This is a genomic window from Paenibacillus sp. FSL R5-0908 (assembly GCF_038006245.1).
Lineage (GTDB): Bacteria > Bacillota > Bacilli > Paenibacillales > Paenibacillaceae > Paenibacillus_AQ > Paenibacillus_AQ odorifer.
Genome location: NZ_JBBOUV010000001.1, coordinates 3,010,841 through 3,036,465 on the forward strand (window position 1 = coordinate 3,010,841; position 25,625 = coordinate 3,036,465).

General features: G+C 43.9%; 25 protein-coding genes and 1 pseudogene. 20 read left to right on the plus strand and 6 right to left on the minus strand.

The annotated features are described in order from the left end of the window. Nucleotides 1-11: 11 nt before the first annotated feature. The 15 genes and pseudogenes from MKZ09_RS13305 (at nt 12) to MKZ09_RS13375 (ending at nt 12,209) form a co-directional block, all read left to right on the plus strand. Nucleotides 12-755: a hypothetical protein gene (locus MKZ09_RS13305; RefSeq protein WP_076202393.1), complete on the plus strand. Its 744-nt coding sequence runs from the start codon at nt 12-14 to the stop codon at nt 753-755. Between the two features lie 18 nt (nt 756-773). Then, nucleotides 774-2,198 carry a B12-binding domain-containing radical SAM protein gene (locus MKZ09_RS13310; RefSeq protein WP_076202396.1) on the plus strand — a complete coding sequence of 475 codons (1,425 nt, stop codon included), beginning with the start codon at nt 774-776 and terminating at the stop codon, nt 2,196-2,198. Nucleotides 2,199-2,254: 56 nt separating this feature from the next. Continuing rightward, a pseudogene (locus tag MKZ09_RS13315) lies at nt 2,255-2,845 on the plus strand (4'-phosphopantetheinyl transferase family protein); the annotation flags it as partial. A gap of 377 nt (nt 2,846-3,222) precedes the next feature. Then, on the plus strand, nt 3,223-4,050 hold the full coding sequence (locus tag MKZ09_RS13320) for a hypothetical protein (RefSeq protein WP_081394192.1): 828 nt from the start codon (nt 3,223-3,225) through the stop codon (nt 4,048-4,050). A gap of 348 nt (nt 4,051-4,398) precedes the next feature. Beyond that, complete coding sequence (locus MKZ09_RS13325) at nt 4,399-4,821, plus strand: Rrf2 family transcriptional regulator (RefSeq protein WP_076100677.1); 423 nt, start codon at nt 4,399-4,401, stop codon at nt 4,819-4,821. A 174-nt stretch (nt 4,822-4,995) separates the two neighbouring features. Continuing rightward, the gene (locus tag MKZ09_RS13330) at nt 4,996-5,520 is read left to right on the plus strand and encodes a hypothetical protein (RefSeq protein ID WP_076202399.1); all 525 of its coding nucleotides are present in this window, start codon (nt 4,996-4,998) and stop codon (nt 5,518-5,520) included. Between the two features lie 454 nt (nt 5,521-5,974). Next, nucleotides 5,975-6,709 (plus strand): metallophosphoesterase family protein, encoded by a 735-nt coding sequence (locus MKZ09_RS13335; protein ID WP_076136008.1) that lies wholly within the window; start codon nt 5,975-5,977, stop codon nt 6,707-6,709. Nucleotides 6,710-6,775: 66 nt separating this feature from the next. Continuing rightward, the gene (locus MKZ09_RS13340; RefSeq protein WP_076202402.1) at nt 6,776-7,378 is read left to right on the plus strand and encodes a GNAT family N-acetyltransferase; all 603 of its coding nucleotides are present in this window, start codon (nt 6,776-6,778) and stop codon (nt 7,376-7,378) included. A gap of 5 nt (nt 7,379-7,383) precedes the next feature. Continuing rightward, nucleotides 7,384-8,142: a Type 1 glutamine amidotransferase-like domain-containing protein gene (locus MKZ09_RS13345; RefSeq protein ID WP_143766721.1), complete on the plus strand. Its 759-nt coding sequence runs from the start codon at nt 7,384-7,386 to the stop codon at nt 8,140-8,142. Further along, nucleotides 8,139-8,690 (plus strand): GNAT family N-acetyltransferase, encoded by a 552-nt coding sequence (locus MKZ09_RS13350; protein ID WP_076202405.1) that lies wholly within the window; start codon nt 8,139-8,141, stop codon nt 8,688-8,690. The genes MKZ09_RS13345 and MKZ09_RS13350 overlap by 4 nt, the downstream gene beginning before the upstream one ends. A 36-nt stretch (nt 8,691-8,726) precedes the next feature. Continuing rightward, entirely contained in the window at nt 8,727-9,071 is a 345-nt protein-coding gene (locus tag MKZ09_RS13355; RefSeq protein WP_076202408.1) for a low molecular weight protein tyrosine phosphatase family protein, read from the plus strand. Next, nucleotides 9,061-9,573, plus strand: a complete 513-nt coding sequence (locus MKZ09_RS13360) for a GNAT family N-acetyltransferase (protein WP_076136016.1) — start codon at nt 9,061-9,063, stop codon at nt 9,571-9,573. The genes MKZ09_RS13355 and MKZ09_RS13360 overlap by 11 nt, the downstream gene beginning before the upstream one ends. Nucleotides 9,574-9,727: 154 nt before the next feature. After that, complete coding sequence (locus MKZ09_RS13365) at nt 9,728-10,594, plus strand: VOC family protein (RefSeq protein ID WP_076202411.1); 867 nt, start codon at nt 9,728-9,730, stop codon at nt 10,592-10,594. A 67-nt stretch (nt 10,595-10,661) separates the two neighbouring features. Continuing rightward, complete coding sequence (locus MKZ09_RS13370) at nt 10,662-11,555, plus strand: beta-1,6-N-acetylglucosaminyltransferase (RefSeq protein WP_143766722.1); 894 nt, start codon at nt 10,662-10,664, stop codon at nt 11,553-11,555. Between the two features lie 18 nt (nt 11,556-11,573). Continuing rightward, nucleotides 11,574-12,209 carry an NAD(P)-dependent oxidoreductase gene (locus tag MKZ09_RS13375; protein ID WP_076202414.1) on the plus strand — a complete coding sequence of 212 codons (636 nt, stop codon included), beginning with the start codon at nt 11,574-11,576 and terminating at the stop codon, nt 12,207-12,209. 77 nt (nt 12,210-12,286) lie between these two features. Here the strand turns inward: MKZ09_RS13375 and MKZ09_RS13380 are convergent, their stop codons facing one another. Next, on the minus strand, nt 12,287-13,048 hold the full coding sequence (locus tag MKZ09_RS13380) for an MBL fold metallo-hydrolase (protein ID WP_076202417.1): 762 nt from the start codon (nt 13,046-13,048) through the stop codon (nt 12,287-12,289). A gap of 250 nt (nt 13,049-13,298) precedes the next feature. On the opposite strand from MKZ09_RS13380, the gene MKZ09_RS13385 reads away from it, so the two are divergent. From MKZ09_RS13385 to MKZ09_RS13400, 4 genes are all read left to right on the plus strand, one after another. Next, entirely contained in the window at nt 13,299-15,317 is a 2,019-nt protein-coding gene (locus tag MKZ09_RS13385) for a Na+/H+ antiporter (RefSeq protein ID WP_076129954.1), read from the plus strand. Between the two features lie 2 nt (nt 15,318-15,319). Further along, entirely contained in the window at nt 15,320-15,844 is a 525-nt protein-coding gene (locus tag MKZ09_RS13390) for a GNAT family N-acetyltransferase (protein ID WP_232061303.1), read from the plus strand. A 2-nt stretch (nt 15,845-15,846) separates the two neighbouring features. Further along, complete coding sequence (locus MKZ09_RS13395) at nt 15,847-16,308, plus strand: DIP1984 family protein (protein WP_076136027.1); 462 nt, start codon at nt 15,847-15,849, stop codon at nt 16,306-16,308. 528 nt (nt 16,309-16,836) lie between these two features. Further along, a complete protein-coding gene (locus MKZ09_RS13400; protein WP_076129966.1) occupies nt 16,837-17,721 on the plus strand; it encodes a DegV family protein in 885 nt (294 codons plus the stop codon). A gap of 107 nt (nt 17,722-17,828) precedes the next feature. Here MKZ09_RS13400 and MKZ09_RS13405 read toward each other — a convergent pair whose 3' ends face one another. From MKZ09_RS13405 to MKZ09_RS13425, 5 genes are all read right to left on the minus strand, one after another. Beyond that, nucleotides 17,829-18,257 (minus strand): threonine/serine exporter family protein, encoded by a 429-nt coding sequence (locus tag MKZ09_RS13405; protein ID WP_036685970.1) that lies wholly within the window; start codon nt 18,255-18,257, stop codon nt 17,829-17,831. A gap of 28 nt (nt 18,258-18,285) precedes the next feature. Beyond that, a complete protein-coding gene (locus MKZ09_RS13410) occupies nt 18,286-19,050 on the minus strand; it encodes a threonine/serine exporter family protein (RefSeq protein ID WP_076136029.1) in 765 nt (254 codons plus the stop codon). 157 nt (nt 19,051-19,207) lie between these two features. Further along, nucleotides 19,208-20,470 (minus strand): DNA polymerase IV, encoded by a 1,263-nt coding sequence (locus MKZ09_RS13415; RefSeq protein ID WP_076189810.1) that lies wholly within the window; start codon nt 20,468-20,470, stop codon nt 19,208-19,210. An 81-nt stretch (nt 20,471-20,551) separates the two neighbouring features. After that, the gene (locus MKZ09_RS13420) at nt 20,552-21,154 is read right to left on the minus strand and encodes a YitT family protein (RefSeq protein WP_076136033.1); all 603 of its coding nucleotides are present in this window, start codon (nt 21,152-21,154) and stop codon (nt 20,552-20,554) included. A gap of 1,417 nt (nt 21,155-22,571) precedes the next feature. Next, on the minus strand, nt 22,572-23,438 hold the full coding sequence (locus tag MKZ09_RS13425) for a helix-turn-helix transcriptional regulator (protein ID WP_076202420.1): 867 nt from the start codon (nt 23,436-23,438) through the stop codon (nt 22,572-22,574). Nucleotides 23,439-23,600: 162 nt separating this feature from the next. Between MKZ09_RS13425 and MKZ09_RS13430 the strand changes: the two genes are divergently transcribed. Further along, the gene (locus tag MKZ09_RS13430; protein WP_256719165.1) at nt 23,601-25,568 is read left to right on the plus strand and encodes a glycoside hydrolase family 127 protein; all 1,968 of its coding nucleotides are present in this window, start codon (nt 23,601-23,603) and stop codon (nt 25,566-25,568) included. The last annotated feature ends 57 nt before the right edge of the window (nt 25,569-25,625 follow it).

Sequence of the window (25,625 nt, forward strand, 5' to 3'; positions counted from 1 at the left end):
GGTTTATTGAAATGGAGAACTCTAAGAACCAAATGTTAAAGCTTATAGATAATATGCTAAACGCAAATGTGCTTCAGCGGACGGATCTCAAACGGTTTACCGCAAACCTTGAGCATTCACTGGATGATCCCGAAATGCTGCGTCTGGAGCTTGAATCCTGGTATCGTGGGATGGGGGTAGATCAGATCATTGGCAGAAAATTCGAACTATCGCCTTGTCCTTTTACAAGCGAAGAGATTCGTTCATCGAGAGAAAATGGAGAAATTATTTTGTGCTTTCCCAAGGGAATTACACGGGAACAGATTGGTGAGCTTACAAGAATTTCAAGCTGGGCCTTAAAAGATCCACTTGTGACAGCCGCAACGGAGCAGGAAGATTGCTGGATTCGCACATCGGCTGCGCTGTCGCCTTCATTAATGAAACACACAGGGCTAGAGGTTGCACACTTGGTGGAAGACAGCGGGGATCTTAACTTTAGTTTGGAAAGGTATCTTCTTTTCGTGGCTAGAGTGAGATTTTTGACAGGTAATACCCCGGATTCGGAATACTGGATTTGGCTTCCAAGAGGGAGATACGACCGTTCGGGAATGTTAATTGCCGGTTTTGACCGAAATGGCTGCTTTAATGTGCATGGCTGGATGCCCCAATTCTCTGCCAGTTTTTTGGGTGCCAGATTTGGAACACTTCCCGGTTCCGCTGCCAAAGTCGGTTCTTCCATCGTCTCAGATTCAGACCTCAGTTTCACTAAAATTTAACAATGGAGGCCGAAATCAATGGCAGATCGTCAGAGTAAAAGAGTAGCCTGTGTTATTCCCCCGTTTTACCGGCTTATTGAGTCGAAAAACAATAGGATCAGTCCTGCTATGCATTACATAGCGGAGATATTGCATCGTAGGGGTCATGCAGTCACGTTAATTAATGGCGATAATGCTCCAGATGATCATGATTATACAGAGCGGTACAGTATGACTATGAACAGCTGGCTTATGCAGGAACGCTGTACTCGGGGGCATGAAAGCTTTGATATGATAATAAATGAGCTAGAGCGCTTTCAGCCTGATTATGTGTTTATTGGTGTTGGCGATGTTCTGATGCCTACTGTCGAGCTTGGAAGTACTCAGTCCTGTGCATACCTTGCAAAAGAGATAAAGAAGAGATGGGGAGATAAGGTTACCTGTATTGGTTATGGACATTTGCTTAAACATGCTAAGCTGAAGGATATGGCTGATTTGGATACGATCATTGTTGGAGAAGGTGAGGACCTTGCGGTTTCTGTAGTAGAGGAGAATGCAAGGGGAATGCTGCCTGTTAAATGGGCCCAGCAATTAAACGATCTTCCGATACTGACAGATTCATATTTAGCGCAGAAAAATAAGCCGGAAGACTGGGACTACATTATGTCTATGCGCGGGTGCCCCAAACGCTGTACATTCTGTTATCAGCCCTCGCTGCGCGGCTGCAATGTCTCCTTTATGTCTCCCGAACGTTTTGTTAGCGAAATCCGCTACCGCATTGAACGTATGCATGTATTTGGATTTTATTTCTCAGATATGATCTTTCTGCCGGGCTTAGGCAAACGCACTTCAGAAATGCTTAGATTGCTGATTGAACTAAAAGAGGAGTACCCTGAGTTTCACTGGTGGGCAGAGGCGCGCGTGGACATTTGTGTGAGACAGAATATCCTTGATAAGATGAAGCAGTCGGGGTGCGTGCATTTGAAATTTGGTGTGGAAATGGCCAACCAAAGGATGCTGCAAGTGGTGAATAAAGGAATTAGATTGACGGAAGTCGAGGAAGCTTTCCGCATGGCAGCGGAGGCGGGAATCAAACGGACAGCCTATATTTTGCTGGGATGCCCTGGATTCAATGACCAAGATTATATAGAGATGTTACCTTTTTTTAAAGCCTTAAAGGCTGATAATTATGTGATAAATATCAATGTTCCTTATGTTGGCACACAGCTATATGAACAGGTGAAGGAACAGCTTTTTGATTTTGGAATTTATAAAGATGGTGAAGAAAGCTACATGCATACTTCCTTGGTGATGCAAAAATTCTGGGGAATTTCTGATGAAACACGGGACAGTTTTTTTGCACTTCAAGGAGAGAAAGATGATTCAAAAGTAAGGAATTATAAGCGGAAAATTGTAGAGAAAGCTGCTTTTATAGAGAATGACGTGTTGTCCTTTCATGAATAGGATTCGCAAGTACTTATGAGCTGAAGGAGTAGCGATGAGCGATGGAGATTTTCGGGGTGAAGGTGGCTGAGCTAATATCTGAACCTGCGTTAGAAACATTAATGTGGCGCATCCCCCAACAAAAGAGAGAGCGGCTTAAACGCTTTAAAAGAGTGGAAGCGTTGCAGCATTCTCTTATTGCTGAATTGCTGGTTCGTGTAAGCTTAAATAAACGGTTAAAAGTGAACAACCGCGATATCGAGTTTGTTACAAATGTCTACGGAAAACCCTCCCTAAAAAAAAGGGGGGGTACTGTAGAGTTTAATATTTCGCATTCAGGAGAATGGGTGGTTTGCGCATTAGATGAATTGCCGATCGGTATTGACATTGAGCAGATTCAGCAAGCCGATCTTAATATTGCTAAGCGTTTTTTTTCGCAAGATGAATATGTCCAATTGACGGAATGTGAAGAGATGGGCCGGATGAGTCTGTTCTTTGACCTTTGGACACTTAAAGAAAGCTATATCAAAGCGATAGGGAAGGGATTATCTCTTCCATTGAACTCGTTTTCGTTTCGTTTAAACAACGGAATTCAATTGGAGAACCATGACGCAATCGGATTGTATCACTTTAAGCAGTATCATATTGATGAGAAATATAAATTAGCCGTATGTGCGCAAAACCCCTTATTTCCCGGGGAGGTTTCAGTGGTAGACCAATGCCAATTTCACCAGGATTGCATGCAACTATTGGATGCTTTTTAACGATCTAAGCCTAGGTGATATTGAACTTGTTACAGAGAAGCGGCTTATCTACAGATAAGTTGCTTTTTGTCTTGCACGTTTTCGCTCTATCTAGATTTGAAGTTTTCTGCCAAGGTGTTAATATTCCCTCATCGGTTATATGCATAAGCCATTGATGTGATGTAAAATGTCCATGAGTGATTAATGCTGGAGATTTGATCAAATATTGATGGAACAGGAAACTCGCATACGCGATGCAAGGAATCGTTCGAATCTGAAGATAACTATCGGAGGGACCAGAGATGGCTGAGCAAAAGATGATTGAAGTGCCGTTTCAGCAATGGGTAAACGATAAGGAGCTGTGGGTACAGCTTAATGATTTGATGATGCAGGAGAGTAAACTCCCAGGACCACGAGTGAATTTGGAGCTCTCAGACCATTTCGCCAAACAATTCGCGCATCCTAATCTAACAGATACAGGCTGGGAGCTGCTCGTCTCTTGGACTAATATTACTGAAGCTGAAGCTGGGGTGAATGATCCCCGTGAGTTTCTGCCGTTTTGTGCGGTTAGGGCGTTCGGTGTTTATTACAGTTACGCTGGAGAAGAACAGCAAGTAGTGATTCAAAACAGCATTAAGACAGCTATGAATGATTCGAGATGGAGGGTGCGTGAAGCGTCTGCTATGGCGCTGCAAAGTATAGGGGAGGATGATTTCACCCTGCTCAGGAAGCTGATTGACATGTGGGAGAAAGGTGCGAACAGGCTTGAACAACGGGCTTTTGTAGCGGCATTAGCGCATCCTCCTCTTTTAAAAAAGAAAGAAAATACGCTATATTGTCTTCAGTTGGCTGCCCGAATCATGGAGAGTATAGATGGTAGGGGAGTGCAACATGAGGATACTGAGCATTTTCGTGTATTATCTAAGGGACTTGAATACAGCTTGAGTGTATTTGTGGCGAATGAGCCTGAAGAAGGCTTTGTTATGCTGGAGAGATTTGCAAAGAGCCGAGATGCCCGAATCCTTAAGATTGTGAAGAGTAATCTTGGCAAATCGCGTCTGAGTAAAAAATATGCTGCCCAGGTGGCTGAGATTCTAAAGGAATTCGATAACATAGGAAAAGATACTTAGGATACGAGTGCCATTTGGCAGTTGTATTTAATCATTTTTTTGTTTTTACTTATATTAGAATTAACAATTAAAGAAACAAAGAGAATTAATATAATCAAAGAAAACCATTCTATGGATTGTTCGAATATTAAACTGTAAGTTATATTAATAAATTCAAAGACAACTGTTATTATTAAAAATATTGCCCAGCGACCTTTTTTGATGAAAATATACCATCCTAATTTATATGGAGAATATTGATAGATTTTAAGTTGTTCATATTCTCAAAAGTTTGACAAATGCTTGAAATGTAACTATTATAGTTGCATCTGAATGATGTTTTGTAGCAAGGCAGAAGGAGAGATTTCTATGAATATTAGCACCCGATTTGCGGTAGCCATTCATATATTAACGTTGATTGACAGCAATAAAGAAGGCAAAAGCACTTCGGAGTGGATAGCTGGTAGCGTAAACACAAACCCTGTAGTTATCCGTCGGCTTACGAGTATGCTGCAAAAAGCAGGACTAGTAAATGCCCGTCCGGGAGTCGCAGGCGCCTCGCTTACGCGTAGCGCATCCGAGATTACGCTGCTGCAGATTTATAAGGCAGTTAATGCGGTGGAAGAGGACTCGTTGTTTTCTGTCCATGAGCATCCTAATCCCGATTGTCCTGTTGGCAAGAATATAGCCAGTGCAATTGTACCTGTGTTCTCGCTCGCCCAAAAAGCAATGGAGAATGTTCTCCAGGAGGTTACATTGGAACAAATTGTGAATGAAATGCCTGAATTATGATTACACCATATCATAGCTTAGAAGGAAGACCAGAACATGTGAAAACGTGATTCTGGTCTTTTTTTGCTTAATTAGGTTTATGGTCAAAGAAGGGAAGTAAGAGGGAATATAGAATCTGTATTTATAAGCTGGATAAAGTTAATATACATACTTACATTGAGGGAGAGCTAAAGAATGTTAAAGAAATTACTGCCAATACTACTAATTATGGTAATGATTACCGGATGTAATGAATCAAGGGATACCACTAAATACGAGGATACTAATTTTGGAATCACCTTTAACTATCCGGATCATTGGGTTGTAACTGAGAAGTATGGAGCGCCATTATGGTTGATAGTCTCTACGACTGATTATAAACCTGCTGAGGGACTTAATGGTCCGGGAGTAATGCTCTTTGGATTTAAGCCTAAGGACATGGAGCTTGTCAACAAATGGCTCGAGGATGCCCAAACGAATTACAACAACGGGGCGGAGCTGACAAAAAGTAAAGCTAATTTAGGCGGGTTAGAGTCCATAAAGTATGAAACTGAAGTATTCGAAGAGGAAGGGAGTAAAGGGAAAGCTATCTATTACGTTATTGAGGAACCGGAAATGTCATTTATGGTGCAGTTCCCTTATAGTGTGGATGAAGTACATAAAGAAGATATGAAGAGGATAGAGGATATTTTACAATCCATAAAGTTTACAAAAGATTAAGTGTGACTAGAACGAGGTAGCTGAAATGGTGAAATGTACGGTATAAATACCGTTGAAATGGGCTGAAGTGGCTGGAATGCTGAAATGTACGGTATAAATGCCGTTGAAATGTGCTGAAGTGGCTGGAATGGTGGAATGTACGGTATAAATACCGTTGAAATGGGCTTAAGTGGCTGGAATGGTGGAATGTACGGTATAAATACCGTTGAAATGGGCTGAAGTGGCTGAAATGGTGAAATGTACGGTATAAATGCCGTTAAAATGTGCTGAAGTGGCTGGAATGCTGAAATGTACGGTATAAATGCCTCAGATTTGGCTGAAATCATCAAAAGTAGCGAAAAGAAAGGCAAAAATGCCCTATAAATGAGCAGCAACAGCCAACATTGAGAATGCAGTACAATTAGAATTAGGATAAGTAACTTTTTTAAAGATCAATATATACGGAGGTCCTACAGTGGAGCAAATTGCAATAATCTCAGACATTCATGGAAATATACCGGCCCTTACGGCCGTTTTAGATGACATCCAGCAGCGGGGAATCAGCAGAGTCTTTTGTTTAGGTGATATTGTTGGAAAAGGACCGAACTCAGATCTAGCCGTTGATATCATAAAAAAGAATTGTGAAATCAGTGTTATGGGGAACTGGGATGATTTAATGAATCAGGATGTTGATTTTGAGATGGCCCGGTGGTGCCGCGGGTTGTTAGGTCAAGAGCGCCTAGCTTATTTAAGCACGCTGCCGTTTTCGATTGAGTTTATGATGAGTGGTAAATTTGTACGGTTATTTCATGCTTCGCCACGAAGCCTGTATGAACGTGTTCAACCTTGGGATGATTATGAAAAGCGATTATCTTTGTTTGATTATTCTGATCTCTGCCAGGAGAAACGACAAGCGGATCTCGTAGGTTACGGGGATATTCATAATGCTTTTATTCAACATCTAGAAGGCAAGACTTTATTTAATGTAGGCAGTGTGGGGAATCCGCTTGATTTAACCCAGGCATCTTATGTGATTATGGAGGGAGAATACATGGGAGTGTCAGCAGCTCCTTTGAATATGCAATTTGTAAGAGTGCCTTATGACATTGAGTTAGCCGTTCAACAGGCCGTTGAGGCAGATATGCCAGCTGCAGAGCCCTATATTCGTGAGCTTAGAACCGCGCAGTACAGGGGAAGTGTCCGGGGATAATAAAGGAAACAAAAAAACAAACTGCAAGCCTAATCCAAGCCATCAAAAAGTAATGGAGGGAACAAATTGAAGCTTAGTCACGTATTTGAGCAATTCCCTACTTTGGAATCCGAGCAATTATTACTGAAAAAGATTGAAGCCAGCAACCTTGATGAGGTATTTGGCATTTATAGCAATGATCAAGTGTTTGAGTACTGTGGGATTATTCCAAAACATAATAAAGATACAGTTAAGAATATGATCGGGCATTTCGAACGTGATTTTACCAAAGGGGTAAGAGTGAAATGGGGGATTTTCCTCAAAAATAACCCTTACATACTGCTAGGTATCATCGAAGTTATGGATTTTAATCAAAAGGTGGATATGGTGACGATCGGTTACTTTTTGGCGGAACCTTATTGGGGAAAAGGGATTGCAGCTCAGGCCATTCAGTTAGTGGTGAAATATTTATTTGAGACTGCAGAAGTCAATCGAATTCAAGCTGAGGTTATGCCCTTTAATGAACGATCGAAGCGGGTGCTTTTGAAAAATGGTTTTACGAAAGAAGGCACGTTAAGGCAGGCGCATGTATGGTCAGGTAAAGGGCTGGTGGATCTGGAAATCTACAGCATATTGGCAGAGGAATATTTTGCAAGCATCGGTAAGCCAAGAGTGAGCAATAGGATGTAATCCTAGTGAAAGAAGGGGAAATCATGGGCACTATTGTAGTTATTGGCGGGGGAGAGTTAATCGAGCTTGAAACGCTGGAAATTGATCGTGAAGTTGTGCAGCTAACTCAAAAGGCTAAGCCGAAGGCGTTATTTATTCCAACAGCCAGTAGTGATGCGCCGGGGTATTGTGATACTTTTAGCAAAGTATATGGCGATATTCTCGGATGTGAAACAAGTCACTTATTGCTTGTGAGCCAAACCTACACTCAGGATGAGATTACAGATTTAATTACAGCTGCTGATTTGATTTATGTTGGTGGAGGCAATACCCGAAAGATGCTGGAGATTTGGAAAAATACAGGGGTAGATACGCTTTTGAAAGAAGCTTATTCCTCTGGAACCGTATTGGCCGGGCTTAGCGCAGGTTCCATCTGTTGGTTCGAATATGGGCATAGTGACTCTGAGGCGTTCGACGACCAGGGGGAATGGCAGTATATCAAGCTTGAAGCCATGGGGATTCTGCCGGGCATTCATTGTCCGCATTATAATGAGGATATTCGGGTTGAAGATTTTACACGCATGGTTAAAGGTGGAGGTCTGCCTGGAATCGCGGTGGATAACAATTGTGCGATCATCTATAAAGATAAGGAATATAAAGTGATGTCGACCAGAGAAGATGCTAAAGCCTACCGTGTGATTGACTCCGAGCAAGGTGTTGTCGTAACGGAAATAGAAGAACATCCAAGCTACAGACCTCTTTATGAACTGTATGGCGCGTTGTGATTATTTTTGAAAAGCAAGAGATCAGACTAAGAACACTTGAGCTAAACGATGCCGCATTACTTGTAAAATGGCTTTCAGATCCTGTTGTCCTGGAGTTCTATGAAGGTCGTGATCGCCCTCATGATTTGGAGCTGGTGAGGGAGCATTTTTACGACGAGCAAGCCGAAGTCACGCGGTGTATAGTGCAATACAAGGAGCGGGATATAGGTTATCTCCAGTTCTATCTTATAGATGATGAAGAATTAGAAGTGTACGGCTACGTGGGATTCAAAGGTCAAATCTTTGGGATGGACCAGTTCATTGGCGAGCCTGATTTATGGAATCAGGGAATTGGTTCACGGCTCATTAAAGAAACGGTTAAGTATCTTATCGAAATAAAACAAGCGGACAGAATTGTCATGGACCCGCAAGCCTGGAATAAGAGAGCCCTTAGAGTATATGAGAAGATTGGCTTTGTGAAGAAGAGATACCTTGAACAGCACGAGCAACATGAAGGAGAGCTAAGAGATTGTTGGTTGATTGAATACACGAAGCAGGCGAGACAATAAATATCTTTTTAACAATCGGATAAGGAAGGTGCACTTATTAAACTACTGTTTGTCTGCAGCCAGAATCGCTGGCGGAGTCTAACTGCGGAGAAGATCTTTCAAGGAATTGATGGCCATGAAGTGAGATCTGCAGGGACTGAAGATCATGCCAGAATTAAAATTTCTGAAGGGCATTTGGGTTGGGCGGATGTGACTTTTGTGATGGAGAAGAAACATGTTCGAAGAATTCAAGATAAATTTAGAGACTGTGTAATGAGCAAAAAAATAATTTGCCTGAACATAGGTGATGACTATAAGTATATGGATGAAGATTTGATCGGCCTTCTGGAATCCAGTGTATCCGAATATTTTCTGGAATGGAGCAACAAAAATGAGGATTAGAACAGAAACTGTGGCAGACTATAATGGAGTATTTCAAGTGAATGTTAAGGCTTTTGGTGATCGGGAAGATGAAGCGCAGTTGGTCGAAAACATTAGAAGTTCGCAGGGGTTTATCCCAGAGCTCTCGATTGTCGCGGAAAAAGATAATGAGATTGTAGGACATCTACTGTTAAGTAAGGCTGTAGTTCAAGATGGGGGGAAGTTATCTGATGTGATTGCGTTAGCCCCATTAGCTGTTCTGCCGAACGTTCAGAAGCAAGGAATCGGCAAGGCGCTGATCCAAGAAGGGTTAGAAAGATGTAGAACGCTCGGATATGAGCTTGTCTTTTTAATCGGGCATCCCGAATATTACCCGAGATTCGGATTTCAACCCGCAGGGCTGCATGGGCTGGAGTTGAAGCAATTTGAGGTACCGGAGAATGTCTTTATGGTCTGTGAGCTGAAGGAAGGCGTACTGCAGAGGATTAAGGGAGAGTTGAAATACCCGGAAACCTTTTTTTGAATTACTTATAATATTATTTTGTGAATCATGTTTGGCTGTGAACCAGTCGACATGATTTTTTTATAGGTAATTGACAAACATATAGAATGTAACTATACTAAAGATAGTTAATTTGTAACTATAGCAGTTACAGCGCGATTAGGAGGAATTTATAATGACGACTAAAACAATACTTCAACCAGACACTCAGATCGGTCTGGTGCAGATTAGAGTAAGCAATTTGGAGCGTTCGCTCACCTTTTATCAGAATGTTGTGGGGTTAAGCGTTTTGCGGCAGACTGGTCGTGAAGTGGAAATGACCGCTGACGGTCAGAATGTGTTATTGATTTTGCGGGAGATTGAAAATGCGCGGGTGATCCGTCCTAATTCTGTGGCGGGGTTGTATCATTTTGCTATTCTTGTTCCAGACCGTCCTAGTCTTGGATTGGTTGTTCGTAATTTGATCTCTTCGGGGATTGAAGTGGGGCAGGGGGATCATCTGGTCAGTGAAGCGTTGTATATTCAGGATCCTGATAATAATGGGATTGAAATCTATCGAGATCGACCTAAGAGTGAATGGAAATATGATGCGGAAGGGCATGTAATGATGTCTACTGATCCAGTGGATGTAGATGGACTATTGGCAGCTTCTGAAGGTTTATCATGGAACGGGCTGCCAGCGGGAACAGTGATTGGGCATGTTCACTTTCATGTGGGGAACTTAAATAAGGCGAAAGCCTTCTACGTCGATTTGCTTGGTTTTGAACTAACAGCTAATTATGGAAGTGCTGCTATGTTTATCTCTGCTGGTGGCTATCATCACCATATCGGGCTGAATGTTTGGGCCGGACAGGGCGCACCTGCGGCTCCAGCTGATACTGTGGGGATTGATTATTTTACCTTAATTCTTACGAATGAAGAGGAACGCAACGCTGTGGTGGAGCGAGTTCGGCAGGCTGGTTACGCAGTTACAGAAGTGAATGGAAATCCTACATTCCAAGATCCATGGAACATTGGAATCAGACTTGTTTTAGAGAGATAATTATATATCCATTTTCGTCCATTTATTTTATAATATTGGAAATAGATGGGCGGAAGGGTGAAGTTTGTTGGAAGCATTCAAAATGGCGTATATCATTCTTTGTCATAAGAATCCGGAGCAGATCAATATGCTAATCGATAGTTTAACTAACGAGTCCGTAGAGTTTTTCCTGCATGTCGATCAGAAAAGTAATATTGAAGCTGATATTATTCACCGTAACGATATTCATTTTGTGGAAAAGCCTATTGATGTGCAGTGGGGGCATTACAGCCAGATTGAATGCATTTTGAAGTGCTTTTTGCTGATCAAAGAACATGGGGATTTCAATTATATTCACATCCTAAGCGGTCAGGATCTGCCTCTTGCTTCAAATGAAGTGATTCTAGATTTCTTTAAGGTGAATGAAGGTAAGGAATTTGTGAAGTATTTGCAGCTGCCTAATGCTGCGGAAACTTGGGGATGTTACGAGCGGGTCTCAGTTTATTATCCTAGATTCCTCATCTCAAGGACCCGGCGTATGACAGCGATCCGAATGAGGTACATTAAACTAATTATGAGCGTTCCGTTTCTGCAAAGAAGATTAAGCGCTCTGCCGAACGGTTTATATAAAGGCTCAAACTGGATGTCTATTACAGGTGGATGTATGGAGTACATCTTGGATTTTACAAAAAGCTCTCCGGAATACGTCAGATTTTTTAGGAACACTTTATGTGGAGACGAAATTTTTTTCCATACGATAATTTTGAATAGTATTTATAAGATGCATGTGCTGAATGAAATCAAGCGGTATACAGATTGGGAAACAGGACCGGATTATCCTAGAACGCTAACGATAGAAGACTATGATCGGATCACTCAACGGGGCACGGAATGCTTTTGGGGGAGAAAATTTGATCTCGATATCGATAGAACCATCGTTCAGGAGCTCCTTGATATAAATATTAAAGCCAAAACATCGTAAACTCAGGAGGACAATTATATGAAAATCGCAGTTGTGGGAGCAAGTGGAAAAGCTGGAAGCCGAATTACGCAGGAAGCGTTGGATAGAGGTCATGAAGTTACAGCGATTGTGCGGGATGTATCTAAAGTAACAAATAGTAAAGCGAATGTCATTGAAAAGGATGTATTTGGACTTACCGCTGAAGATTTGCAGGGGTTCGACGTGGTTGTGAATGCTTTTGGTGCGCCGTTTGGACAAGAACATCTGCATGTGGATGCCGGGAATGTGCTTATTGAAGCGTTAAAGGCTTCGCCCAATACAAGATTGATTGTAGTTGGGGGTGCAGGAAGTCTTTATGTAGATGAAGCCAAAACGCTTAAAGTAGTGGATACGAATGACTTTCCTGACTTTATTAAGCCAACAGCGACGAATCAAGCCAAGAATCTGGAGATTCTGCAAGGAACAGATGAACTCTCTTGGACCTTTGTTAGTCCATCTGCTAATTTTGCCATCGGCACAAGAACAGGTTCTTATGTAAAAGGTAAGGATAATCTTCTGGTGAACTCCAAAGGCGAAAGTTATGTCAGCTACGAAGATTATGCTGTTGCTATTGTCGATGAAATCGAACAGCCGCAGCATATTCGTGAACGGTTTACGGTGGGTTCAGAGTCTTAAGTGATAATGAAGAATAACGATCCTATATGACAAGAGAAGGCAGAGCCGGATTTTAGGCTCTGTCTTCTCTTGTATTATTACAGCTTTCCTTTTCCTTCTGCTAGTTCAGCAATACGTCTGTTTGCATCTCCGCGGTAGCGTCCGCCGTGATAACAAATGACCGTATCGATCTCATACTCAGAGAACTTGTTCAGAGAGGCCAAAGCCAGCTCCATGTCAGGTGTGGCGGAAGGAGCGGGACCCTGTAGCTCGCCATCCTGAACGGTCAAGGCATCAGCGGCAATAAGTGTACGGCTATCATGATGGTAAAGACTGAGATGCCCTGGGCTATGGCCTGGGGTATGGATCACCGTAATTCCACCGGCAAAAGGTAACTTTTCTCCATCCACAAGCGTTTGATCCACCTTTCCTTTAGGAGGATGGGCTAATACAGAGAGGAAGGCACGCCGCCACTCCTCAGGTACATGAGCTGGGATCATAGCCGCTGCCGCCGCTAAAGCTTCGGGAGTGTGCTTAAGGAGCATTAACTCTCCTTGAATATAAGGCTGTTCAATTTCATGAGCCAGAACAGTAAGCTCTAGATCTTCATCAGCCAATAGGGCAGGGAGGCAACCAATATGGTCTAAATCCTGATGCGTGATAATAAGGGTACGGAGCTTCTCCCAAGGCACCTCCGCTTCTTTTAGAGCCTCTTTGAAAGTAGAGAGTAGACCCGGGAATCCGGTATCGACGAGTACGGCGGCATGTTCATCCCAGAGTAGCGTGGGGTAAATCGTGTCTTTTCCACCCATAACCTGCGCTGTAATCTCGAGCATTTCTATTCCTTGAGCAATGTACATTATTATCCCTCCGTGATTGATAATAAGAGCGACGCCGTGAGGCTAATGCATATATTACTCAAAACTGAAAATAAACACAATAGGTAAATATTTTATTATAACATAAATAAATATTTATGTCAATATGTATCTGATGGAATTTTTGTGGAATTTGTAGGGGAATTTATTATTGAGAATCTTTTGCTAGATTTTGCCCTTGCCTAAAGCTTTGCGATATAATAATCAAATAAAAAAAGGGAGTTGATGTGGTTTGGAGACATTTCTAGTTGTACTCGTCCTACTTGGGCTTATCGCAATATCCAACATCATAAACCGATTCATTCCCTTCGTGCCGATACCCTTAATACAAATTGGCTTGGGTGTAGTGGTCGTACTACTGCCTTTGGGAATACATATGTCACTGGAGCCAGAGTTGTTTTTCGTGTTATTTATTGCTCCGCTTTTGTTTAATGACGGAAAGCGAACCCCAAGAAATGAGTTATGGAACCTGCGGGCTCCAATCTTAATGCTGGCACTAGGCTTGGTATTTGCTACAGTGCTTATCGCTGGTTATTCCATTAACTGGATGATTCCAACCATTCCACTCGCAGCTGCTTTTGCGCTGGCAGCGATTTTATCGCCGACAGATGCTGTGGCGGTAAGTGCAATCGCTGGGAGAGTACATCTTCCCAAGAGTATTCATCGTATTCTAGAGGGCGAATCATTGATGAATGATGCCTCTGGCCTTGTTGCGTTTAACTTCGCTATTGCAGCAGCTGTTACAGGCATATTTTCTTTGCCGAAAGCCTCCATTAGCTTTGTGATTATCGCTTTAGGCGGGCTAATTGTCGGAGCAATACTCGCGTTTCTTCTGATTCGGTTCAGCGTATTTATCCGCAGACTGGGGATGGAGGACATCACAGTGCATGTGCTGCTGCAAATCCTGACTCCTTTCATTGTGTATCTGATTAGTGAAGAAATAGGGGTATCCGGCATTTTAGCTGTGGTTGCAGCAGGGATAATTCATGCGGTCGAGAAGGACCGTGCGGTCTCACCACAGTATAAACTACAGCTGGTATCCGCCAGCACATGGTCTGTGCTGCTCTACATCTTGAATGGTTTGGTCTTCCTTATTCTCGGATTGTCGATTCCAGATGTTATTGAAGTGATCTACCGGGATACAGCGGTGGACAATCTTATGGTGATTGGTTATGTATTAGCGATAACTTTGCTGCTTTTTGTGCTGCGTTTTATATGGGTATATGTATTTTCCCTGGCTGGCGCCGGCCTGCAAAAAATGGAAAAATCGTCTATTAAGTCCATGCTAATCCTGACCATTTCAGGGGTGCGAGGCGCGGTTACTTTAGCCGGTGCCTTTTCGATTCCTTTTGTGTTAGGGGATGGCTCGCCTTTTCCTGAACGTGATTTAATCATCTTTATCGCTGCGGGTGTGATTCTAATGTCGCTGCTGATCGCTAGTATCTTTTTACCAATTCTCGCAGGTAAAGAAGAGCCGGTTGCCGAACCAGGGGATACTGAGGTTGAGCAGGCGGCCAAATCTAAGGTTGTTGCTGCCGGGATAACGCTGCTTCAAAGTATGATGACGGAGGAGAGCAAGGATTCCGCACAGCCAGCTTTGAGTGAATTTAGAGAAAAGGTTTATAGTCTGAACCGCGAGGATCAAGCGAACGATCCGGCATTTGAGGAACTCCGTCGGCTTGGGGTTGAAGCAAGGATAGTGGGCTTGCATGCTGAACGCAAAGAGCTGACCCGATTGCTTACTAACAATGAGATTCCTGCCTCAGTGGCTCAGAAAATGGAAGAATTCTTGGATCATAGTGAAGTTTTCTTAGCCAGAAGTCTCAACTCTCAAATTAGATTATCCCTTACAGAGATTAGAAGGCTATTTGCGGGGATGTTCTCAGGACAAAACGAACGGGAAGCTAGCCAACAAATGCTGCAACAGGCTGAATGTGCAAGAAAAGCTAAGGTTTCTATGTCCCGCGCAGCAATAGCTGCTGTTAATGCAAGTATGAATGAGAACAACCGAAAAGCAGTAGAGAAGGTTGCATGCAGTTATGAGCAACTAATCTCACGCTTCGAGCAGGGTCAAGGCTGGACAAAGGATGGTCTCGTTGATGATCAAAAGCTTGAATTGAAACTGAAAGCTATTCAGGAGCAACGGGATAAGGTGCAGCAAATGTACCAGGATGGAACTATTAACCGCAAGCTAGCCGGTAAATTACGCAAGTTCGTCGATCATTTGGAAACATCCATTTGGGAGGATTAGCTGTGTTGAACAAAGTAATGGGAGAAAGCTTGTTATTCACTGAAATTCGCGAAGAGCATCTGTCGGATGTACTCGATATTTATAACTATTACGTGCTGAACACTACGGTATCTTTTCATACCGAGCCTTTAAGTTTGGACGAAATGCGGCAATCAGTGATGAATGATGATCCGCGGTTCAAATCATACGTTATATTATCCTGGGATAATGTTATTCAGGGCTATGTTCTGATTGCTAGACATAAGAGTAAGCCGGCTTATGATAGCTCTGGGGAGATCAGTGTGTATTTGAAACCGGCTTGTGTGGGTAAAAGAATAGGACAGCATGCCTTACGCTTTATTGAAAAGAGAGCTGCCGAACTGGATTTCCATGTGTTAGTAGCTACCGTTTGCGCAGAGAATGAACGCAGTCGCCAGCTTTTCTCAAAGAATGGATATGAACAATGTGCCTACTTCAAGGAGATTGGCTGTAAATTTGGTCGAAGACTGGATATCGCCACCTATCAGAAAATCTTAGGGGGAATTTAAAGATGAAACTTGCGGAAGCATTAGTGAACCGAAGTGATCTTACCCGTAAAATCGCGCAGCTAAAGCAGCGGCTCGATCGGGTCGTTAAGGTGCAGGAGGGGGAAGATCCGGCAGAGCAGCCGGAGGCTCTTTTGCATGAGCTAGAAATAGCTGTTAACGAGCAGGCGATTTTGATTCGAGCGATTAATCGAACGAATTCATCTGTTGCCTTCAATGAGAATTGGAGTATTGCCGATGCCCTAGCCGAACGGGATAAAATGCTGCAGCTGCGGAAGCTGTTTAGCGATTTGCTTGAGCAAGCTTCGATCACTCAGGATCGGTATAGCCGCTCTGAGGTTCGTTTCCAGAGAACGGTGGATGTCGCTCAGATTCAGAAGCGGATCGATGAACTGTCTAAGTCTTATCGCGAGTTGGATTTTAAAATTCAGGAGAAAAACTGGACGGTAGCCTTAATCACACCGTAATAAGCTTTATCACAGCAGAAGGTAACTGATCTTCATAAAGGCGAGCGCAACCCGCCAACAGGGAAAGTTGGACAAATTGACAGATGCCGGGCCATATCTGACCAATCATAACTTAGCCCCGTACTGTAACAACTGTAAAGAGTACCTATTAATGTAACTACCAAGCGCTGATTTATGTAAGGAAGGTGAGGGTGGGGACGGGGATATTTTTGCTGTGGTTAGGCTTTTACATAACATGAACTGGTTCTATTAGGATAGGTATATTCGTCATACATAATGTGAAATAATGTCGAATAAAGTTGAAAAAAGATGAATGAAATTTGCATTATCGTCCTGTTTTGCCTATCTTATCGCTCGTTATCTTGTATAATTTACGAATACGCACGAGGACTTCCTAAACCGCTGGTCTATTCGTATGTTGATTGTACAGGATGAGAGAGTGATTCATTGGCCGAGAAGGTTTAGTGGCCCTTGTCTCTTCAAACATTCTACTATTCCTTTCATGAAAGAGAGAAGTGACAAGTGACCATGAAATCAATTGCCTGGGTAACCGACAGTACATGTACAATCGATCCTGAGTTCGCCAAGAACAACCATGTGTATATTGTTCCTTTACGTCTGATTATTAACAACGAGTGTTATAAAGAAAATATAGATATTACGATCGATGAGTTCTATGAGAAAATGCGTCAGCATGATCAAGTAGGGAGCTCACAGCCGCCAATCGGTGAGTTTATCGAGTTATACGAACGGTTGAAGGAAGAATATGATGAGATTATCGCGGTGCATCTTTCGACAGGGCTTAGCGGAACATACAATGCTTCCATGCAAGGTGCTGAAATAGCGGAAGCTAATGTTATTGGAATTGATTCCAAGGTTGGCGCTTATCCGATTCGGGAAATGATCACGCGAGGTATTCATTGGCACAAGATGGGCTTTACTGGTCTAGAGATTAAAGAAAAGATAGAGAATATCATTCAAAATATGTCCTTCTACTTAATTCCTGCAAGCTTGTCCCAGCTTCACCGTAGTGGGCGTGTTTCTGGTACACAGGTAATTCTTAGTCAATTACTGCGGATAAATTTGCTGCTGCGTTTTGACGAGGGCAAGGTCATTGTTGTGGAAAAAATCCGCACGATGAAGAAGACAAAGCAGGCGCTGTTAGATATCTTTAAACAGGATGCTGGACTTGTTAGCGATGTGTGCATCATGCATTCCAATAATTTAGAAATGGCGCTGAAGCTAGAAGAAGACATCAAAGAGATGGCGCCTGATTTACGTACGGAGATTATGACTTACATTCCTGCCGTGGCTGTTCATGCGGGTGAAGGTACCGTAGGACTTTCTTGGATTAAAAATAACCGGATCAATAGTATTTATTCGGAGGTTGAACCTGTAGCAGTACTTGTGTAGATAGGACAGTACAAAGAAATCGCTTCTTGGAAGAGGGATGTATGATCCTCATTATACCAAGAGACGATTTCTTTTTTTTGAATCTATGAAATGACGTTGTAAGAAGGTTACGCTTTGCTGGCACGACGGCGGAACATTTGTCCGATAACTTCACTCAGTACCAGTCCAGCCGCAATTGCACCAGAGAGCATTAATGCCCGAACAGCGATTTCTACAGCCAGATTATAGTTTTCTTCCACAAATCTACGCATAGCATCGTAAGCAAGGCCACCCGGAACAAGTGGGATAATACCGCCTACACTAAAAATAATAACCGGCATTTTGAAGGATCGGGCAAACAACTGGCTGACGATGCCCACCACTACAGTAGCCGCAAACGTAGCAACAACAGGCCCACACTCTACATCAAGGATTACATACACCATCCAGCCTACCATTCCAGCAAAACCACACTGCAGTAGAGCGCGCTTAGGCGCATTAAATAAAATACAGAAGGTTGCCGCGGCGATAAAACTGGTTATAAGTTGCAAAATCATGAAGGGCTAACCTCTTTCACATGGAAAATTAAAATAGTGATAGTACAAGCCCAATGCCTGTACCGATCGCAAAAGCAGTTAGAAAGGCATCTGCTCCTTTGGATATGCCTGAGACCAGATGACCAGCCATCAGATCACGAACGGCATTAGTAATGAGTAGACCGGGTACTAGAGGCATCACGGAGCCGATGATGATTTTGTCCATTTCTTGACCTATGCCCAGCTTTACAGAATAGAAGGCTAGAAGTCCAATCAGGAAGGAAGCAGAGAACTCTGCAAAAAATCTAGTCTGCACAAGACGATGCAGGTAGATAACCGCAGCAAAACCTAACCCGGAAATCGGCAATGCGGGGAGAGCATCCCACAAGCTGCCTTTAAACATAACGGTGAAGCAAGCGCCGGTAAGCGCCGCTGCTATGATTTGCAGCCATACCGGATATGCATGCGCGGCATCATCGACCTCACCTAATCGTGTCCGAGCTTCCTCGGCTGTAATCTGACGATCATTCAGACGCCGCGAGATATCATTAACCTCCGAGACTTTCTGCAGATCTGTTGTCCGCTCGGCAATCCGATATAACTTAACAGGCTCCGTTCTATTGGTGGTGAACATAATAACGGTTGGCGTCACATAACTGTGTGCCCCTGGAAAACCGAGAGAAGCAGCCATACGTGTCATTGTATCTTCTACTCTGTAGGTTTCTGCACCGTTTTGCAGCATGATCTTGCCAGCAAGAAGACAGAGATCAACGATTTCATAATAGGTAGTGTTAGTGTTGCTCGTGCTTTCCAACTTCTCCGGTCCTCCCCTGGAATGTTACATATCTATGTGTATATACTTATGATTGTCGCTTCATTGTGTGAAAATAACAACCTCAATATAGCATTATAAACGATATGGGATATATTTTAATATAGTTTCAGAAATAAAATGTATAAAGATGCACTGTTTATTTATAGTGCCCGCCAATCTTTCCGGATCTGTCCTTAAGTTGTCCGGCATCTGTGAACGATGCGGCGCGTCCAATGATCGATTCCCCGTATTTATTCTTCAGCGCATCAGTGGCCCGTTCGAGCTCACGGTAGCGGGGGCGCGACTCAAATAAGGTTAGCTGATATTGGCTTTCGTCAGACAGATTGGACAGGCTTAAATGAATTCGGCGCACAGGCTGACCCTCCCAATGCTGTTTGAAAAGAGCGAGGGCGGCCTCGTATACCAGCTGGGTTGCATTCGTAGGATCGCTCATCGTAGTCTGTCTCGAGAAGCCGCTGGGGTCATCAAAGCTGGCGCCTTGGCAGCCAACAGACACGACTGCACCATGCACCTTCAGCTTGCGGCTGCGCCTGCACACCAGCTCTGAGAGCTCCAGAATGATGGTCTTGATCTCTTGCAGTGTATAGTAATCCCGTGGCAGTGTCATTTGGTGCCCGACGCTCTTGGGGGCAACTTCATAGGTAGCCGGACTTACAGGGCTATCGTCGATGCCGTTGGCAATTCGCCAATATAGCTCGGCATCGATATCGCATTTTTTATGGAATTTCTCCCGCATGCGCCATTTCAGCTCGCTTAGCGGCATCTGTGCCAAATGGCCAATCGTTGTGAGGCCCATGCTTTGGAAGTGCGCAGACATGCGGCGGCCTACCATAAACAACTCACTAATAGGCAGCGGCCAAAGTACATCGGGTAGCTCTTCCTGAGTGAGGGTAAATAGACCCTCCGGGTTCTTCTTGGCCCACAGGTCGCAAGCCATTTTGGCGGTAACCTTCGAATAACCTATACCGATACGTGCGCGCACACCTGTATTTCTGCGGATCAGGTCCTGAATGGTCGTAGCGATCTGTCTTGGGCTTCCGAATAAGCTGAGGCTGCCGGTGATATCAATAAACTGCTCATCGATGGAATAAGGTTCTACGAGGTCACTGAATTTGCGTAGAATGTCCGTGATTTGGGAGGAAACATCGATATATTGCTGCATATGTGGTCTGACGACGATTACTTCGGGGCATTTCGCGAGTGCTTCCTTCAAGGTCTCGGCGGTAGTAATGCCAAAAGATTTGGCTAACGGACAAGCGGCAAGCACAATCCCGCTTCGTCTAGCCGGATCTCCGGCGACAATAAGCGGTTTGTTGCTATATTGCGGATTAGAGGCCTTCTCCACGGAGGCGTAAAAGCTCTGACAATCGGATAACAAAATAACACGCTCTTTATTCATAGATTCACACTCTCCAGGTGAGGTAGAGATACGGTAGATGATTTTCTTATTATTATAATACGAACATATGATCGTGTATATTCATATTTTTTTCCATTTCTCTTCAGTCTCCAAGGTGCAGAGACCTGTGGCCACACCCCCAGCGATAATCGTGAGGATGGAGTGGAAGAAGGTTTCTTTGGAAATCAGGAGTCCTCCCGCGCCGATAATTATGAAATCTGTCAAAAAAATGATGAGTCCAAGATTAAGCGGGAGATACCTTTTGATATATTGAGCCAGCAGATCCGTTCCGCCTGTACTGGCTTTGAACCGCAGCATAAGGCCAAGACCCGTTCCCATTAAAAAACCGCCAATAATGGCGCTGGAAATGGAGCCGAACTCAAAATAATACAGAAAGTGGTACTGAAAGGGACCGAGAAGCTCAATCAGAAACGATGAGGTCAATAAACCTAATACACTATTGAAAAAGATATCGCGTTCCTTCAGCCAGGCTAACAGGAAAATCGGAAAGCTGCAGAGAAGGACAGCTATACCGATTTTGGCATCGGATAAATAATTGATGATGAGGGCTATTCCTATTATTCCCCCATCTAGGATTTTATATGGGACTAGAAAAAAATTAGTTGCTGCTGCAATAAGCAAGCTTCCGATCAGGATGATCGCGTATCTTAATAATGACTGCATATTTAACATCTCCACATTAAAGGCATGTCTTATAAATATGCTTGTCACTTCCAAAAAATTGCAGTGAAGCAAAAAAACTGATTTCGGGCCTAATCATGCGGACCCAGGAGACCCTATTAGGTAGATTCAAGGCATTTTTTCGAGCTAACGGACCCAGTTGCAGCTATTCCCACAAATGTAGTCCGATTCCGAGCAAATTATGAGCAATAAGAGCTATACAGTCCGAAACTGCCGCAAAATGGACGGAAAATCACAAATAGGTACAATAGGGTCCGCAACGTTCAATAGATTTAAGTAACTCCTACCCATACATCACACGCGAGATCCCACCCCAAAATAGGTGCAATCCGGTTCGTTGCGCTCAACAGACGTTAAGTTACTCTCACCAATACATTATGCGAGATCTCGCCCACAAATAGGTGCAGTGCGGTCCGTTAGCTCAACAGACATTAGAGCAACTCACCGCCCAGCCTCCATGCGGACCCAGGAGCCCCTATTAGGCAGATACAAGGTATTTTTTCGAGCTAACGGACCCAGTTGCAGCTATTCCCACAAATGTGGTCCGATTGCGAGCAAATTATGAGCAATAAGAGCTATACAGTCCGAAATTTCCGCAAAATAGGCCGAAAATCACAAATAGGTGCAATCCGGTCCGATACGATCAAGTTCTAGCAAAAGGTAGCAGGTTTCGAGACGTAGACAGCTAGGTTAAGCTATAGGTAGCTAATTCCGCACGGTGTAGATAGGTTAAGCCATAGGGATCTAATTCCGCACAGTGTAGCTAGGTTGAGCCCCAGAAAGCTAGTTTAAACAATGGCTAGCACGTTTAGGAGCAAATTTGGCAGGCGGCGTTCTTTCGGCAACTGTTCGGACTCAGTTGCTCTTATTTCCATGATTCCGCTCGTTTTGTCACACTAACGGACTCAGTTGCAGCTATTCGCTCAAATGCGCTCCTTTTCTGCGCATATCAAGGACAATAAGATCTATACAGTCCGAAACTTTCGCAAAATGAACCCATATGCTGAAATAGCTGCAATACGGTCCGATGCGATCAAGTTCTAGCAAAAGGTAGCAGATTTCGAGACGTAGGCTGCTAGTTTGAGCAACAGGTAACTAATTTCTCGCACGGAGTAGCTTGGTTAAGCCATAGGTAGTTAATTTCGCACAGTGTAGCTAGGTTGAGCCCCAGAAAGCTAGTTTAAACAATGGCTAGCACGTTTAGGTGCAAATTTGGCAGGCGGCGTTCTTTTCAGCAACTGTTCGGACTCAGTTGTTCTTATTTCCATGATTCCGCTCGTTTTGTCACACTATCGGACTCAGTTGCAGCTATTCCCACAAATGTAGTCCGATTGCGGGCAAATTATGAGCAACAACGAAAACAGCACGCCTCCAATTATGAGACGTGCTGTTTTTGCCGTTATCGGGAATACCGCTTGCGGAAGCGAAGCGGAGAGATGCCGATCTGCTGAGTAAAGCGACGCGAGAAGTAGGCGGTGCTCTCGAAGCCGATACTTTCTGCGATCGCAGCTATAGGCATCTCTGTCTTAAGCAGAAGCAGCTTGGCCTGTTCCAAACGGTAATCCGTTAAATACTCCATCGGAGTCAGTCCATATACGCGTTTCATGCAGCGGGCAAGGTAGTTATAATGAAAATGCAGCGCATCCGCCAGAGAGGCATTGGAGAGAGGCTCCGCGTAATGATTGCGGATATAAGTCTCTGTCCTCTCGGCGATCTCTACCGCATGACTTTCTGAAGTATCATACTGCGCTAGATCCATCATCCGCAGCATTTCTTCAAAAATCCTTTGCTGCTCCCAAACTGCACTGGAACGTCTTCCAGTGGACAGCTGTAAAAGCTTCTCAGCTTGTCCACTCCTTTTAAAGGGATCAGGAAGGGGACCAAACTGCGGGATGCGAATGGTATATGGATGAGTAAGAAACTGGCGGAAATGTGTCTCTCGGTTGATATACACAGGCTCGCCTTCAGAGCTTGACCAATCTGCGAGGGTATGAAAATGAATCCATATAAACGAAGTCAGCTCCTCGCAAGACTTAACGGAATAATGATAGCGGTCAGGCAGCAGAAGCAGCGTATGCCCAGCCGCAACCTCCCATTGATTATGCTCTTCACCGATAAATAGGCAACCTTGCTCTACAATAATCAGATCAAATAACCCGATATGGCTTCTATTTGGATGCTGCTCTCCGGGTTGATAGACAGTGTGATTGCATTCCAGAAAATATGGAAAAGGCGGCGCTGCGAAATGTACATAGGAAGGACTCACTGTGTTCTACCTCTCTTTTTATCGTAGTCCGAGCTCAAATTGTCCTTGGAAATAGGAGTGTGAAATAGTACAAAAAAGGGGTTGCTTCTGATTATATTTTTTATCTATTGTACGCTCTATAATTGTAATTAGCGAGTATAAAATAAGGCTAAGGGGAAGATGATGATGAATAAAACGATCCAGGATCAGCAAGTTGTAAAAGATCAATCCGTTAGCATTAAAGATGATTTCTGGGGAAGTTATATAAAGCTGGTACAAGATGTTGTAATCCCATATCAATATGAGGCATTGCACGACAAAGCAGCGGGAGCTGAGCCCAGTCATGCCATTGCTAACTTTGAGATTGCTGCGGGCCGGAAGACCGGTGAATTTTACGGCTGGGTATTTCAAGACAGTGATGTAGCCAAGTGGCTGGAGGCCGTAGGTTATTCCTTAAGCATCAAACGTGATCCTGAGCTGGAGCGTCAAGCGGATGAAGTGATTGACCTCGTTGGAGAAGCGCAGCAGGAAGACGGGTACTTAAATACTTATTTTACGATAAAAGAACCCGGCAAACGCTGGACCAATCTGAACGATTGCCACGAGCTGTACTGTGCTGGGCATTTCATTGAAGCCGCCGTTTCTTATTACGAGGCTACAGGCAAAAGAAAACTGCTCGACATCATGTGCCGAATGGTTGATCATATCGATTCTGTGTTTGGTGCGGAAGAAGGCAAAATGCGGGGATATGATGGCCATCAGGAGATTGAGCTTGCGCTCGTTAAGCTGTATCGGCTCACAGGTGAGGAGCGGTATTTGAAGCTCAGCAGCTTTTTTATTAATGAGCGAGGTCAACAGCCGAATTTCTTAAAGCAACAATGGGATAGTCTGGGGAGTATCAATTTTTTCACAGGTCAGAAGGAGAAATTAGATTTAAAATATTACCAAAGTCATCTTCCGGTAAGAGAACAGGAAGTGGCTGTAGGACACGCTGTGCGTGCGGTTTATATGTATAGTGCTATGGCTGATCTAGCCGCACTTACGGGAGAGGATACCCTTCGCGAAGCATGCGAGAGACTGTGGAATAACATCACTACTAAGCAAATGTACATTACTGGCGGGATCGGATCTACGCATCGGGGTGAGGCTTTCACCTTCGATTATGATCTGCCTAACGATTCGGTGTACGCAGAGACTTGTGCATCTATTGGGTTGATCTTTTTTGCACAGCGGATGCTGAGAATATCGCCGGATGCACGTTATGCCGACGTCATGGAGCGGGCGCTTTATAACAATGTGTTGGGTTCAATGGCACAGGATGGTAAGCACTATTTTTATGTGAATCCACTGGAAGTATGGCCTAAGGCATGCAGCTGCAACCCAGATAAACATCATGTGAAGTCCGAGCGCCAAGGTTGGTTTGGCTGCGCTTGCTGTCCTCCGAATGTGGCGCGTCTGCTGACTTCGCTTAATCAATATATTTATACGATCCATGGCGATACGCTCTATACGAATTTGTATATTGGGAGTGAGCTGACAACAAAGCTGGGCGGAACAGATGTTGCGATTCAGCAAGAGAGTAACTATCCATGGGAAGGTACAGTCTCGTTGAAGATTAATCCTGCAGCGGAAGCCCAGTTTGGGATTGCCTTGCGGATTCCATCTTGGAGCCAAGGAATGGAGATCAGAGTCAACGGTGAAGCAATGGATACTGCTGAGAACATCGAGCAGGGATACCTCGTTATCCGGAGACTGTGGAGAGCAGGAGATGTAATCGAAGTGCATGACCCTATGGAGGCACATCGTATCTACGCACATCCAAGTTTGCGTGCAGATGCTCAAAAAGTAACGATTCAGCGTGGACCTCTTGTGTATTGTCTTGAAAGTATCGATAATGGTGAGCCGTTAAGCTCGATTTCTTTAAAAGAAGGCAGTGAACTTACTGCGGCTTTTGAAGAGACATTACTCGGCGGCGCTGTTGTTGTCGAGGCAGAGGGGCTGCGTGTAGATAAAAAGGGCTGGAGTGGTGAGCTTTACAGCAGAGTCAAAGCACCAGTTCAAACTGTTAAGGTTAAGGCAGTTCCGTATTACTTATGGGGAAATCGTGGCAGTGGTGAAATGAAGGTATGGATTCCGGAAGCCAGCGTTTAAGTTATAGGTAGACATAGATCTCGGGAATGGCTGTAGTTTATCAACATTTACCGATGG